This is a genomic window from Roseococcus sp. SDR (assembly GCF_019083995.1).
GTDB lineage: Bacteria > Pseudomonadota > Alphaproteobacteria > Acetobacterales > Acetobacteraceae > Roseococcus.
In genome coordinates this window covers 26,735-40,190 of sequence record NZ_JAHRCU010000018.1, presented here as the reverse complement: position 1 = coordinate 40,190, position 13,456 = coordinate 26,735, and the positions used below count along the sequence as shown (strand labels likewise).

General features: G+C 71.1%; 9 protein-coding genes. 2 read left to right on the top strand and 7 right to left on the bottom strand.

Annotated features, from left to right (window positions below; translation table 11 throughout):
• Nucleotides 1-19: 19 nt before the first annotated feature.
• Nucleotides 20-1,405, bottom strand: coding sequence for an aminotransferase (locus tag KTR66_RS18505; protein ID WP_213615148.1), 1,386 nt, complete (start codon nucleotides 1,403-1,405; stop codon nucleotides 20-22).
• Nucleotides 1,406-1,595: 190 nt separating this feature from the next.
• Here KTR66_RS18505 and KTR66_RS25120 point away from each other — a divergent pair, with 190 nt between their 5' ends.
• Nucleotides 1,596-1,727: a hypothetical protein gene (locus KTR66_RS25120; protein WP_256437622.1), complete on the top strand. Its 132-nt coding sequence runs from the start codon at nucleotides 1,596-1,598 to the stop codon at nucleotides 1,725-1,727.
• On the opposite strand, the gene KTR66_RS18500 is transcribed toward KTR66_RS25120, so the two are convergent.
• From KTR66_RS18500 to KTR66_RS18475, 6 genes are all read right to left on the bottom strand, one after another.
• Nucleotides 1,728-2,366, bottom strand: a complete 639-nt coding sequence (locus KTR66_RS18500) for a phosphoribosyltransferase (RefSeq protein WP_371819165.1) — start codon at nucleotides 2,364-2,366, stop codon at nucleotides 1,728-1,730. It lies immediately after the preceding gene.
• Between the two features lie 64 nt (nucleotides 2,367-2,430).
• Nucleotides 2,431-9,384: an autotransporter-associated beta strand repeat-containing protein gene (locus KTR66_RS25205; protein ID WP_213615146.1), complete on the bottom strand. Its 6,954-nt coding sequence runs from the start codon at nucleotides 9,382-9,384 to the stop codon at nucleotides 2,431-2,433.
• A 79-nt stretch (nucleotides 9,385-9,463) separates the two neighbouring features.
• Nucleotides 9,464-10,642, bottom strand: coding sequence for an adenosyl-hopene transferase HpnH (gene hpnH / locus KTR66_RS18490; protein WP_213615144.1), 1,179 nt, complete (start codon nucleotides 10,640-10,642; stop codon nucleotides 9,464-9,466).
• 198 nt (nucleotides 10,643-10,840) lie between these two features.
• Nucleotides 10,841-11,218, bottom strand: coding sequence for a hypothetical protein (locus KTR66_RS18485; protein WP_213615142.1), 378 nt, complete (start codon nucleotides 11,216-11,218; stop codon nucleotides 10,841-10,843).
• Nucleotides 11,215-11,769 carry a hypothetical protein gene (locus KTR66_RS18480; RefSeq protein ID WP_213615141.1) on the bottom strand — a complete coding sequence of 185 codons (555 nt, stop codon included), beginning with the start codon at nucleotides 11,767-11,769 and terminating at the stop codon, nucleotides 11,215-11,217. The genes KTR66_RS18485 and KTR66_RS18480 overlap by 4 nt, the downstream gene beginning before the upstream one ends.
• 16 nt (nucleotides 11,770-11,785) lie before the next feature.
• The gene (locus KTR66_RS18475) at nucleotides 11,786-12,280 is read right to left on the bottom strand and encodes a hypothetical protein (RefSeq protein WP_213615139.1); all 495 of its coding nucleotides are present in this window, start codon (nucleotides 12,278-12,280) and stop codon (nucleotides 11,786-11,788) included.
• 225 nt (nucleotides 12,281-12,505) lie between these two features.
• Between KTR66_RS18475 and KTR66_RS18470 the strand changes: the two genes are divergently transcribed.
• The gene (locus KTR66_RS18470) at nucleotides 12,506-13,447 is read left to right on the top strand and encodes a ferritin-like domain-containing protein (protein WP_213615278.1); all 942 of its coding nucleotides are present in this window, start codon (nucleotides 12,506-12,508) and stop codon (nucleotides 13,445-13,447) included.
• Nucleotides 13,448-13,456: the final 9 nt, after the last annotated feature.

The window sequence follows — 13,456 nt, the reverse complement described above, 5'->3', positions numbered from 1 at the left end:
TGAATCCCGGCGGAAAAAATCAGGCGGGGACCGCCGCCGCCTCGCGCATCGCCATCCAGGCCGCGTCCAGCCCCTGTCCGAAGCGGCGGCACATCAGCGCGATCTCGGCCTCGGTCATGATGAGCGGCGGCGTGAAGGCGATGCGGTCGCCGATGGCGCGCACCACGAGGCCCGCCTCATGGCATTTCTGCTGGACGAGGATGCCGATCTTGCGCGCGGGGTCGAAGGGCGTGCGCGTCGCCTTGTCTTCCATGAGTTCCACGCCGGCGATGAGGCCCACGCCGCGCACATCGCCCACCAGCGGGTGGCCGCGGAAGGCGGCGAGGCCGTTCAGGAAGGCCGGCGAGACGCGCTGCACATGGCCCACCATGTCGCGCTCGGCATAGATGGCGAGCGTCTCGAGCCCGACGGCGCAGGCCACCGGGTGCCCGCCATAGGTGAAGCCATGGCCGAAGCTGCCGTGCTTCCTGGAGCCCTGGATCAGCGCCTCCTGGATCGGCGCCGAGATCAGCGTGGCCGAGAGCGGCTGGTAGGCCGCCGTCAGCTGCTTCGCGCAGGTCAGGATGTCGGGCGTGATGCCGTAGGTCTCGCAGCCCCACATGTTCCCGGTGCGGCCGAAGCCGCAGATCACCTCATCGGCGACGAAGAGGATGTCGTGCTTCTTCAGGATGGGCTGGATGGCCTGGAAATAGCCCTCGGGCGGGGTGATGGCGCCGCCGCCGCCCTGCACCGGCTCGGCGAAGAAGGCGGCGATGTTGTCCGCGCCCTCACGCTCGATCAGCGCCTCGAGTTCGGCGGCCATGCGCGCGGAGAATTGCAGTTCCGTCTCGCCCGGCTGGTGGGCGCGGTAGTAGTTCGGGTTGCTGACATGCAGGAAGCGGTCGCCATAGGGCAGGTCGAAATCCGCCTGCATGTGCGGCTGGCCCGAGAGCGAGGCAGTGGCGACGGTGTTGCCGTGATAGCCGCGGATGCGGCCGATCAGCTTCTTCTTCGAGGGCTTGCCGCGCTGGTTGTTGTAGTACCAGATCAGCTTGATCGCGGCGTCGTTCGCCTCCGAGCCCGAGCACTGGAACAGCACATGGGTGAGGTTGCCGGGCGCCATCTCGATGAGCTTCTCGGCGAGGCGGACGGCGGGCTCGTGCCCCTTCTGGAAGAAGGTGTGGTAATAGGGCAGCGCCAGCAATTGCTTGTGCGCGGCATCCGCCAGGCGCTTCTCGGAGAAGCCGAGCGAGGCGCACCAGAGGCCGGCCATGGCCTCGATATATTCGCGCCCCTCCGTGTCGAAGACATGCACGCCCTCACCGCGCGCCATGAGCACGGCGCCGTGCGCGTGGTGATCCGCGAGGTCGGTCTGCTGGTGGATGAAGTGCGCGATATCGGCGGCGTGCAGGGAATTCGGGCGCATCATGGCTCTCCTGGAGGCAGGGGATGAGCTTACCCGGTTCCCGCGCGGGGGGAACGGCCGATCACGCAACTGGTTTCATCGCATTCTTCCGAAGATGAGTTTTCTGGCATGCACCTTGCGAGGCGGCTTCCCACGGCGCAGGCGGCTGGAGTTGCTCCGGCTCGCAACCCACCGCCGGATAGGATGTGTCATGGCCCCTCCTCCCCGGCCGCCTCAAGGCGGCAAGAAGACCGGCCCCAACTGGGGCAGCATCATCGCCTATGGCGTGATGATCCTGCTGGGGCTGCTCGCGCTGGCACCGCTGCTCTCGGCACTGCGCTGATCAACCGGGCGCGGGCCACCATCCGGCGGCATCCTGCTGCAAACGGGGCGTCTCGCAGACGCTGACCACGGGGATATCGGCCGGCCAGTCGGCGGACCAGGCCCGGGTCTGGATCATCGCGACGCAGAGGCCCACGGGGCGCATCCCGGCCGCCGCCAGCAGGGCGAGGCCGGCGCGGGCGGAGGAGCCGGTCGAGACCACGTCATCCACGAGCAGGACGCGGCGGCCTTCGAGGCGCGGCAGCATGCGCGGATCGAGCCAGAGGCGGCGCTCTGCCGTGGTGGTGATGGAGCGCATGGGCACGCTCAGGCGCTCCTCGTACCAGAGCTTGCGCGAATAGCCCGCGGCCACCCAGTTGGCATGGCCCAGGCGCTCGGCCAGGAGCGGGGCGAAGACATGGCCGAGGGTGGGCAGGCCGAGGACCATCTCCGGCCTCAGCGCGCGCGCGGCCTCGGCCATCCAGCCGACCAGCGCGTGGATGACGGGGAAACTCGCCTGGGTGGCGATGAGGCCGGCGACGCCGATGGGGCGGATCGGCAGGTGCAGCACGCTTCCGTCGGGCATGCGCGCGGGGTAGCGCGTGGCGAAGGGCGGGCCGGGATCGGGCTCGGGGTCGAAATGCTGCCAGGGATCGCTCACGCCTCACTCGTCCCACAGGCGGGGCAGCAGGTCAAAAGGCCACGCGCGTGAGGGAGGCGGCGCGTCAGAACCGGTAGCGCAGCCTCGCCGTGCCGGCGAGCTGGGTGACGTTGGCCGAGAATTCGCCATCCACCCGCGCGCCGAGGGCGAGGCCGTCCGCGATCGGCACCTCCAGCCCCCCGGACAGCAGCGCCGCATTGGCATCAGGCCTGGCACCCCGCACCGTGAATCCCGCATTGGGCAACGAGGCGAAGCCCACAGCCATCGAGGCATCCCGCGTCATGTAGTAGGCCCAGGACGCCCGCACATAGCCCTGCACCGGCACCGAACCCAGCTGCACCACGCCATCCAGCTGCGCCCCCAGCTCGCTGCGCAGCGCGGCCTGGCTCTGCCCGCCGACCGTCACGCCATTCGTCCTGCCCGTGATGATGCTGCTCTCGGTGTAGCCCTGGTTGTTCACCTGCTGCCATTGCAGGGCCGCGATGGGCTGCATCCGCAAGCCTGCGCCGAGGGCCACGCCGTCCTGCCGCGCCTCGGCGCGCAGCGAATAGACCTGCGCGCCGAAGCCCGCCCGCTGCTGATCGCTGTTCAGGAAGTAGAGCGTGCGCTTGGTGTCCACATCCAGGAAGGTGAAGGCGCCCGCGCCGGAGACCGTGAAGCGGCCGAAGCGCGCCGTGCCATAGGCGCCGATCTGGCCGAAACTGGCCGTGGCACTGCCCTGCCCGCTCGCCAGAGAGGCGCTGCTCTCACCCACCGCGATCGCCGCACCCGCCATGCCGGCCGCGCCGATCCGATGGTCGAAGCCCAGCGCGAAGCCGGCGGTCCGCGCCGTGCGGCTGGCCGAGCCGTCCGACGCGTCGCCGCCCGTGCGGTTATAGGCGCCGGTCGCCGTGCCCCAGACGGCGTGGCGCTTCGTGTTGCCGGCCTCCGGGCGCAGCCGCCCGCCCATCATGCTCTCGCGCCCGACGCCCAAGGGGTCGAGCAGCGTCGCCAGAAACTGGTCGCCCGAGGCGAAGCCCATCGCGCCCGTGCCGGTCGCGACCTCGCCTGAGAGCTGGTTGACCGCGAGGCCGATGGTGCTGGCCGGTTGGTTGTAGACGTTGAAGAAGGGGGAGAGATTGCCGCCCGCGCGGGCCGCCGCATCCAGCGCGCCCGCGGTGGAACGCTGGTTGAAGGTGATCAAGCTGGGCAGGCCGGCGGGGCCGGTCAGCGCGGCCGGGGTAAGGCCGAGCAGCACCTCGGTCGGCGTGACCGTCACATTCGCCTCGACGCCCGCGCCGAAGCTGCCGCTCGTGCTCACCTGCGCGAAATTGCCGCTGACGCTGCCCGCCTGGATCAGCACATAGGGCGTGTTGAAGCTGTAGGGGCCGCCCAGCGGCAGCAGGCGCAGCGTGCCGCCGAGCGTGGCGGTGCCCGTCACGTTGATGCGGTCCGCGGCGCTGCCCTGCACCTCGATCGCCGTGGTGGAGCCGGCCGAGAGCACGAGGTTCGCGACGTTGATCGTGCCGATGGAATTGCCCGGCGCCAGCGTGCCGCCGCTCGCGACGGTGACGCCCGGCAGGCTGCCGGTGCCGCCGAGCGTCCCGCCATTGATGATGACGCTGGTCTCCCGGATGCTGCCATTCACCACCAGCGCGCCGCCATCGAGCGTGACGCCGGACAAGGGCCCGCGCACCGTCCCGTTCACGATGAGCGACCCCGCGCTGACCACGATCCCGCTGCCGCCCTCGATCGTGCCGTTCACGATCAGCGTGCCGCCCTGGATCAGCGTGCGGCCGCCGATCCGCGAGGCGCCGTCGAGGGTCGTGGTGCCGCCCAGGATGGAGAGCGTGCCGCGGGCCAACGCATTGGCATCGGCCAGCGTGCCGCCGAAGCTCGTGCCACCCTGGGTGATGCCGAGCGTGGCGCCGCCGAGCAGCACCTGGCCCTCGCCGGCCAGCGAGGCGACGAGAATGCCGCGCGCGAAGGTGAAGCTGGTGTCCACCATGGCGCCCGCCGCGACGAAGAGCGGCCCGCCCCCCGTCCATGCCCCGCCGCGGAGGATGAGGCTGCCCTCCATCACCCGCGTCGGCCCCGCATGGCCGAGGTCGCCGGCGACGAGCAGCTGGCCGCCGCCGGTCAGCGTCAGTCCACCCGGCCCGCTGACCCTGGATGTCTCCTGCAAGGTCAGCGCCGTGCCCCCGGCCACGGCCAGGGTGCCGCCGGTGCCCTCCAGCGCCATGGGCCGCGTCAGGGTGAAGCTGGCGGTGGTGGCGAGCGTGCCGTCCGCCAGGGTGATGAGGCCACGGGCCGGCGTCCCGAGATTCACATCCGCAGAGACCGAGAGCGTGCCTGCGGAAATCACCGTGCCGCCGGTGTAGCTGTTGGCGCCGGTCAGCGTCGTCATGCCCGTGCCAAGCTGGCGCAGCACGCCGCTGCCCGAGATGGGGTTGGCGATGGTGAGGGCATCGGCGCGGTTGATGGCGAGTGTCGCGTCGTTCACCACGGCGCCGCTGCCGAGCGTGCCGCCGGGGCCGAGTTGCAGCGTGCCGGCGCTGATGGTGGTGCCGCCGGTGTAGGTGTTGGCGCCGGTGAGGATGGTGGTGCCCGTGCCGGTCTGCCGCAGCGCGCCCCCGCCGGAGATGGGGCTTGCCAGGGTGAAGCTGTCGCTGCGCGCGACCTCGAGGCCTGTCCCGGCCGCCACGGTGACGGGCGTGCTGCCGAGCGAGCCGCCCTCGCCCAGGCGCAGCGCGCCTTGCCTCACCTGCACGGCGGTGAGGCGGCTGTCGCCGGTCAGCGTCAGCGTGGCCGAGCCCTCCTTGGCCAGCGTGCCGCCCGCGCCATCGGCGCCGAAGGCGGCGCCCGAGAACTGGTCGGTGTTGTTGCCGCCGAGGCGGATTTCCTTGCCGCCGAGATCCACCCGGCCATCGCCCGAGAGGGTGCCAAGGCGGAAGGAGGTGCCCTGGAAGGCGCTGAGGTCGAGCGTCGCGTTGCCTTCCAGGCGGAGGCTGGCCTGCGGCGCGTCCTGCGTGCCACGGAAAGCGACATGGCCGCCCCTGCCGCCGAAGGTGCCGCCCTCGGCGGTCATGCGTGTCGTGCCAGCTGTCGCGTCGCCAAGGAATTGCAGGCTCCCGCCGCCCCCGCCCGTACCCGCGGCCGCGGGATTGCCTGACCCGCCCAGCAGCCGGATCGTGGAAGCGGCCGCGGTGCTGCGATCCTGGAAGACGAGCCGCGCGCCGATCGTGTCGGCACCGATGGACCCGCCGATGGTGAGGCTGGCCGTCGCCGCGGTCGCATCGTCACGCAGTTCGACCAGGCTGCCCGCCGGCTGGAAGCTCGGTCCGCCGCGATTGATGACGGTCGCCGCACCCATGCTCGCCTGGTCCCGGAAGGTGATGGTCGGGATCGCGATCCAGTAGGACGGCGCGCGCTCGTTGATCAGCGTCGCCGTTCCCGCCGAGCTGCTGCCCTCGAAGCTGATCTGGTTCGTCGCGGCGGAGACGAGGACGCCACCGGCCGTGTTCGTGTAGGTGCCGCTGCCGGCATTCGCCGTGCCGAGGAAGCGCAGGAGGCCGCCGGGAACGCCGCCCGTCACCGCGCCCTGAACCACATGCGTGTTGTTCCCCGCATTGGCGCCGCTCTCATAGATCAGCGTGCCGCCCTCACCGACCGTCACGCTGGAGTTGCCGGAGAGCGTGGCCCCCGCGGCGATGCTGAGCGTGCCGGCCGCGATGCTGGTGCCGCCCGTGTGGGTGTTCGCACCCGTCAGCGTCAGCGTCCCCGCGCCTGCCTGCGTCAGGCTGCCCGTGCCGGAGATGACACCGCCATAGGTCAAGGCATCGCTGCGGTTGAAGACCAGCGCCGCGTTGTTCGTGATGTTGCCGGTGATGGAACCGCTGGTGCCGCCATCACCGACCCTGAGCGTTCCCGCGCTGATCGTCGTGCCGCCCGTGTGGGTGTTCGCGCCGGTCAGCGTCAGCGTGCCTGTCCCCGCCTGCGTCAGCATCCCCGCGCCCGAAATGGCGCCGGCATAGGTGAGCGCGGTGGCACGCGCGAAGACCAGCGCGCCGTCATTCGACACATCGCCGCCGAGGCTGCCCGTGACGCGCAGCGTGCCACCGGCCGCGATGCTGGTGCCGCCCGTATGCGTCGCGGCCCCGCTCAGCGTCAGCACCCCGCTGCCCGCCTGCGCCAGGCTGCCCGCGCCGGAGAGGTTGCCCGCGAGCGTGACGTCGCCCACGCGGGCGAAGACCAGCGCGCCCTCATTCGCGACACCGCCCGTGCCCAGCATGCCCGCGCCTTCCACGCGCAAGGTCCGGCCGCTGTTGATCGTGGTCAGGCCCGAATAGGTGTTGGCGCCGGTCAGCGTCAGCGTGCCCAGGCCCGCCTGGGTCAGCGTGCCACTGCCCGAGATGGCGTTGGCCAGCGTCACCGCATCGCCCCGGTTCACCACCAGCGCGCCATTGTTCACGACGGCGCCACCGCTGATCTGCCCCGAGGTGCCGCCATCGCCGAGCTGGATCGTGCCGCCCGCGTTGATGGTGGTGAGGCCTGTCTGCGTGTTCGCACCGGTCAGGATCAGCGTGCCGCTGCCCGCCTGGGTCAGCGTGCCCGTGCCGGAGATGGCATTGGCGAGCGTCACCGTGTCATTGCGGGCGAAGACCAGCGCCGCATTGTTGGTGATGCCGCCGCCGCTCAGCGCGCCCGCGCCCTCGATGCGCAGCGTGCCCGCGGTGATGGTCGTCGTCCCCGCATAGGTGTTGGCCCCCGAGAGGATGAGGGTGCCGGCGCCGAGCTTCTCGAAGCCGCCCGCGCCCGCGATCACGCCCGCGAAGCTGCCGGCGCTGATCTGCGTGGTGGCGCTGCCGGTGAGCGTGCCCGCCCCCTGCAGATTGCCGATGGTGCCGGTCAGCGCGCCGAAATCCAGCGTGGCGCCCGAGGCGATGGTGACGCTGCCGGCCAGCTGCGTGAGCTGGTTGAGCCCGAGATTGCCGGCCTCGAGCGTGCCGCCCGCGATGGTCAGCGCGATGGTGGCGGGCGAGAAGACATCCACCGTGCCGAAACTCGCCACCACGCGCCCCGCCTCGGTGGCGGAGCCGATGGTGAGCGTGCTGCCGGGCCGGAGCGAGAGCGTGCCGGTCAGCGTCAGCGTTTCGCCCGTGGCGGCGGCCAGGCGCCCGGCGGCGTTGTCGGTGATGGCGATGGTATTGGCGAGGGCGCCGGTGACGTTGCTGCGCAGCGCGCCGCCCGTGAAGGTGACGGCGCCGCTGCCGATGGCGCCGAGATCGCCCAGCGCCAGGGTGCCGGCGCTGATGCTGGTGCCGCCCGAATAGCTGTTGGCGGAGGAGAGCGTCAGCACGCCGCCGCCCGCCTGCGTGACCGTGCCGCTGCCCGAGATGCTGTTGGCGACGGTCAGCGCGTCGCTGCGGTCGAAGACCAGCGCGCCGTCATTGATGACAGCGCCCGCACCCAGCGTGCCGCCGGTGCCGCCCGCGCCGATGCGCAGCGTGCCGCCGCTGATCTCGGTGGTGCCGGTGTAGGTGTTCGTGCCGCTGAGCGTGAGCGTGCCCGTGCCGGTCTTCTCCAGGCTGCCGCCCAGCCCCGTGATGCTGCCGGCGAAGCTGCCCTCGCGGATGCGGATGAGATCCGTGTTGGTGAGCGTGCCGGCGCCCTGGAGGTTGGCGATGGTGCTGAGATGGCCGTTGAGGTCGAGCGTGGCGCCGGACTGGATCGTCGTGCTGGCCGCGTTGGATGTCAGATCGTTGAAGGCGAAGCCGCCCGAGGCCACGCGCCCGGCCGCGATGACGAGCGCGGTGGTGGCAAGGTCGGTCGGCTCGACGCTCGCGAAATTCGCCTCGATGGTCCCGGTGGCGCCGCTCGCGCCCAGGGTCAGTGTGGCATTGGCCAGCGTCGTCAGCCCGCCGGTCAGCGTCAGCGTGGTGCCGGTGGCGGCGGCGATGGTGGCGCTGGCGCCGGAGGTGATGCGCAGATCCTGCGCGAGCGTCGCATCCACCGCGCCGCGCAGCGTGGCGGTGCCGAGGGTGATGAGCCCGGTGCCGAGCGCCGAGGCCTCGCCCAGCACCAGCGTGCCGGCCTGGATGCTGGTGCCGGCGCCGAAGCTGCCCGCGCCATTCAGCGTGAGCGTGCCGGCGCCCGTCTTGCTGATCGAGCCGAACCCCGTGATGCCGGCCGCGAGCGCGGCATCGGTGGATTGCGCGAATTCCAGCGCGGCGAAGCCCTGGAGCGCGATGGCGCCCTGCACCCCGGCGCTGGCACCGAGGGAGAGAAGATTGGTGCCGCCCGTCAGCTCCAGGGCCGCGGCACGGGTGCCGCCATCGCCGCTCAACCCGCCTGAGATCGTGGCGCCGAGCGTGATCGAGAGGCCCTCGCCCCGGATGCCCACGCCGCCCTCGGCGAAGGGGCCGCCGCCGGCCCCGCCGGAGACATTGGCCTGGATCTGGATGGCGACATCGGGCGCGGTGAAGACGATGCCGGCGCCGCCCTGCCCGCCCTGGCCCGGCAGGCCGGTGGGGGAATCGCCGCCCGCGCCGCCCGCGCCGCCCGTGATGGGATCAAAGAGGGTGCCGGCATTGCCGGTGGCGATGAAGACGAGGCCCGTGCCGCCCGCGCCGCCGCCGCCGCCCGCATCGGCCCCGCCGCCGCCGCCGCCACCGCCACCGCCCGTGACCGGGCCGCCGGGCAGGATGGAGTCGACGAGGCCATGGGCGCCTCCGCCACCGCCGCCACCGGCGAGCGTGCCGGCCGCCCCGCCGCTGCCGCCCGCGCCGGGGCTGCTGCCGCCCGCGCCCCCCGGCGCATCGCCCGCGCCGCCGGGGCCGCCCGTATCGCCCGCGCCGCCGCCGCCGCCGCCGAAGGCCGGGTCATCAGCGCCCGCGCCACCTGTGGAGAAATTGCTGCCAAGCCCGCCCGCACCGCCCAGGCCCGCGCCGCCGCCGCCGCCCGCGGATTGCGGCCGGGCGTCGAGGGGCATCAGGGCCGTGGTCGCCAGCAGCGCGGCAAGAAGGCGTGGCAGGGACAAAGGCGGCGACCATCCTGGTTGCATGAACCAGGGATCACGCTACCCAGAAGCGTGACCGTTCCGCCAGTGCGCGGAGGGCCTATTCCGCCGCCGCAACCGGCTTGGCCGTGTCGCCATGCTTGGCCCCCTTGCGGGGCGCCTCATGCGCCATCTCGTTCATGGCCTTCTGCACATGGGCGGAGAAGACGTATTCGGCCGGGCGCTGCTTGGAGAGATCAATCTCGGGCGCCATCGGACCCTCGGTGCGCGGGCCGCGGAGCTGCGCCGTGACGGCCTTCCAGGGGCGCTTGATCGCGTCCAGGGCCGCCGTCGCCTCGAAGCCGGAATGCACCATGCAGTCGGCGCATTTCTCGTAATTGCCGACGCCGTACTTGTCCCAGTCGGTGGTTTCCATGAGCTCCGTGAAGCTCTTGGCGTAGCCCTCGCCCAGCAGGTAGCAGGGGCGCTGCCAGCCGAAGACATTGCGCGTGGGATTGCCCCAGGGCGTGCAGTGATAGCTCTGGTTGCCGGCCAGGAAGTCGAGGAAGAGCGGGCTGTTGCCCATGCGCCACTTGGGCTTCCCCTTGCCCGTGTTGTGGCGGAACACGTCGCGGAAGAGGTTCTTCGTCGCCTGGCGGTTCAGGAAGTGCTTCTGGTCCGGCGCGCGCTCATAGGCATAGCCGGGCGAGAGCATGATGTTGTCCACGCCCATCGCCGTCACGTCGTCGAAGAACTTCGCGGTGCGCTCGGCATCGGCATTGTTGAAGAGGGTGCAGTTGATGGCGGTGCGGAAGCCGGCGTCGCGCACCTTCTTCAGCGCCTCGACGGCGCGGTCATAGACGCCCTCCTGGCTCACCGCCCAGTCATGCTGGGCCTTGTCGCCATCCAGGTGGATGTCCCAGATGAAGCGCGGATGCGGCTTGTAGGCCTCCATGCGCTTTTCCAGCAGCAGCGCATTGGTGCAGAGGATGACGATGCGGCCCTGCTTCAGCAGGCCTTCCACGATCTGCGGCATTTCCTTGTGCAGCAGCGGCTCGCCGCCCGCGATGGCGACGACGGGGGCGCCGCATTCCTCGGCCGCACCCAGGCAGTCCTCGACGGAGAGGCGCTTGTTCAGGATCTCATCCGGATAGTCGATCTTGCCGCAGCCGGCGCAGGCCAGGTTGCAGCGGAACAGGGGCTCCAGCATCAGGACGAGCGGAAAGCGCTTGCGGCCAGCCAATTGCTGCTTGACCACATAGGCCGCGACCTTGGCCTGTTGCGCGAGGGGAATACCCATGCCGAATCCGCTCCGGAGTGCTGCGAACCCGAGCCTCTAGCACGGGGAATGCGGCGCTGCGAAGGCAAGCCGGGCGGACGGGTGGCCCGTCACCTTTCGTTGCGTGCCGGCCAAGGCTGACGCAATCTTCATGAAGCGATCCGGCCCGGCTTCATCGGTTTTTGCATGCAACGCCGATCGGATGCGCGTGGTGCGGCCCTACCGCGCGGCGGGGAGGTTGCGATAGGCGGCCGGGCGCTCGCCCGGCTGCCAGGCGCAGACGCGGATGGCGCGGGGCTGACCCCAGCAGGCGCCGTCACGCCGCACATCGGCCACGCCGGGCGGCTCGCCCGAGGCGCTGTCCTCATAGAAGGCGCGGCCCTGGCGGGCGCCCGGATCCACCATCACCTGCGCCTTGCGGGGGCCCAGCGTCACGGTGAAATCCCCGCCCGCCTCGGCGGCGAAGTCGCAGGGGCCGTTGATGAGGGTGCGGCCCTCGACCTGGACGAGGCAATCGGCCGGCCGGGCCCCGGCCGGGCATGGCAGCGCGGCCAGGCCGAGCAGCAGGGCGGCCGCGATCGGGTGCCGCGCGCTCATCGGCGCAGGCAGGCCTGGAGCGCGCGCACCGCCGCCCCCGAGCCGCGCAGCGAATAGGAATGCAGCGTCTCCCCCGCCATGATGGCGAGGTCCCGCCCCCCGGCCAGGCTGTCCAGCGTGCCGGCCTCGGCATCGGGCTCGACGAAGCGGGCCGAGCGGTTGGTGACGGCGGTGGCGGTCGTGGTCTGGGTGCCGTTCTCGTCATCCACCCAGAAGCGCACCTCGAAGCTTGGGCCTAGCCGGTCGAGCGAGGCGCCGCCGGTGACGAAGCCGATGGCGATGGGGGGCTGCGGCGCGGCCTGGCCGGCGGGCCGGGGCGCCGCCTCGACGCGCAGCACGCTGCCATTGGGGTAGCTGCGCTCCATCTCGCAGCGGATCAGGCGATTCGTGCCGGCATCCTCGAAGCGGGCGATGATCCAGTCGCCCGCGCGGGTCTCGCCCTGGCGCAGCACGCTGTTGCCGGTGGCGGGGTTGGTGCTGGCGGGGGCCTGGGCGAAGGCCGGGGCCGCGAGAAGCAGGGCGGCGGCCAGCAGGGCCAGGCGCTTGGGCATGCGCGTCATCCTCATCCTAGCGCCAGCCGCTGGCGCGGTTCGTGCAGCTCTCCAGCGCCTCGAAGATCGCGGGCATGGCGGCACCCAGGTTCCATTCGTAGCGATTGGCGCCGAGCCCCACGACGAAGGGGCCGCGATGCTCGAGGATCGCGTTCGTCGTCGCATTGTCGAGATTGCCGGCGGCGCGGGCGTGGTTCTGCGTGCCGTTGATGACGCGCCGCCCGCCCGGGTTGAGCTGGATGACGAGCTGGATCGGCGGCCGCGCGGTGGGTGCCGAGGGCACGCTGATCTGGTAGAGGCGGTCCTTGTTGAAGGCGATGCGCAGCATGCTGGCATTGGGGCCGAAGCTCGCCGCGCAGCGGTTGAACTGGTTGTTGTCGATGATGCGCAGGATGGTGCCGCTGCCGATCCGCTGCACCGGCTCCTCCCGGTAGGACTGGGCCGAGGCCGGGCCGATGCTCAGGTACAGAAGCGTCAATGCCGCGCCGGCGGCGCGGGACATATGGTTCATGGGGGCAGGCCTCCTCAACGCCGCGAAACGTTAGACGCTCGTTGCGGGGCTGTCCTTTCCGGAATGTCATGCATGCGGCCGGCGCGTGGACTTGGCCGGGCTTGGCGGATAATCAGTCCCTCCGGCCATCCTGCCGGCGCCCCGCCCCGATGGAGTCCCTCCCCCGTGAGCCACGCCGCCACCAGCCAGATCCTGAACGAGCTGGAAGCCCGCCTCTCCGGCAGCCTGGATGACAATCTCGCCGGCCGGCTGCCCGATGCCGGCACCGTCGCCGCCGCCGATGCCCGCGCGCGGCACTGGAAAAGCCCGCTGCCCGGCCGCCTGAAGCCCGGCTCGCCCGAGCACAAGCAGGCGATGTGCGCGATGTTCGCCGAGACCTTCAACCCCTACAAACCGAGCGTCATCAACTGGCCCAAGCTCGATGAGGAGGCGCTGCACCGCATCACCTCCCTGCCGATCTGGGACATCGCGGTGCAGACCGAAGGCAAGGCCCGGCTGCGCATGTCGGCCTATGCCGAGACGCTGAAGGATCCCGAGCTGCGCGAGACCATCGCCCGCAATGGCTGGGAGGAGAATCGCCACAAGGAGGTGCTCTCCCGCCTGGTCGAGGCCTATGGCATCCCGCTCGCGCCCGAGCCGGAATATGTGAAGCCCAAGGATACCGAGTGGGCCTATCTCGTCACCGGCTTCAGCGAATGCGTGGACAGCTTCTTCGCCTTCGGCCTGTTCGAGATGGCGCGGCAATCGGGCTTCTTCCCGGAAGAGCTGGTCGAGACCTTCGAGCCGGTGATGCAGGAGGAATGCCGCCATATCCTGCTGTTTGCCAATTGGCTGGCCTGGCATCGCGCCACCATGCCGCTCTGGCGGCGGCCCTGGTTCGAGATGCGGGTCTGGGCGGTCTGGGTGTTTCTCGGCTGGGAGCGCATCGGCCTCGCCAAGACCGTGGATGGGGACGGCAAGGAGCGCACGCAGGACAACAACTTCACCGTCACCGGCGGCAAGGCCATGACGGCCAAGGAATACACCATGGCCGAGATCATGGACCTGTGTCTCGCCGAGAATGACCGCCGCTTCGCCGGCTATGACGAGCGGCTGCTGCGGCCCACCACCATGCCCTGGCTGGTGCGCCTCGCGCGGCGCTTCATGCGCGCGCCCAAGCCGGCCTGATGGAAGCCC

What these genes read in the sequence shown, in the direction of transcription:
- KTR66_RS18485 (WP_213615142.1), bottom strand. Translation starts at nt 11,218, where the DNA reads ATGAGCGCGCGGCACCCGATCGCGGCCGCCCTGCTGCTCGGCCTGGCC.
- KTR66_RS18505 (WP_213615148.1), bottom strand. Translation starts at nt 1,405, where the DNA reads ATGCGCCCGAATTCCCTGCACGCCGCCGATATCGCGCACTTCATCCAC.
- KTR66_RS25120 (WP_256437622.1), top strand. Translation starts at nt 1,596, where the DNA reads ATGGCCCCTCCTCCCCGGCCGCCTCAAGGCGGCAAGAAGACCGGCCCC.
- KTR66_RS18480 (WP_213615141.1), bottom strand. Translation starts at nt 11,769, where the DNA reads ATGCCCAAGCGCCTGGCCCTGCTGGCCGCCGCCCTGCTTCTCGCGGCC.
- hpnH (WP_213615144.1), bottom strand. Translation starts at nt 10,642, where the DNA reads ATGGGTATTCCCCTCGCGCAACAGGCCAAGGTCGCGGCCTATGTGGTC.
- KTR66_RS18475 (WP_213615139.1), bottom strand. Translation starts at nt 12,280, where the DNA reads ATGAACCATATGTCCCGCGCCGCCGGCGCGGCATTGACGCTTCTGTAC.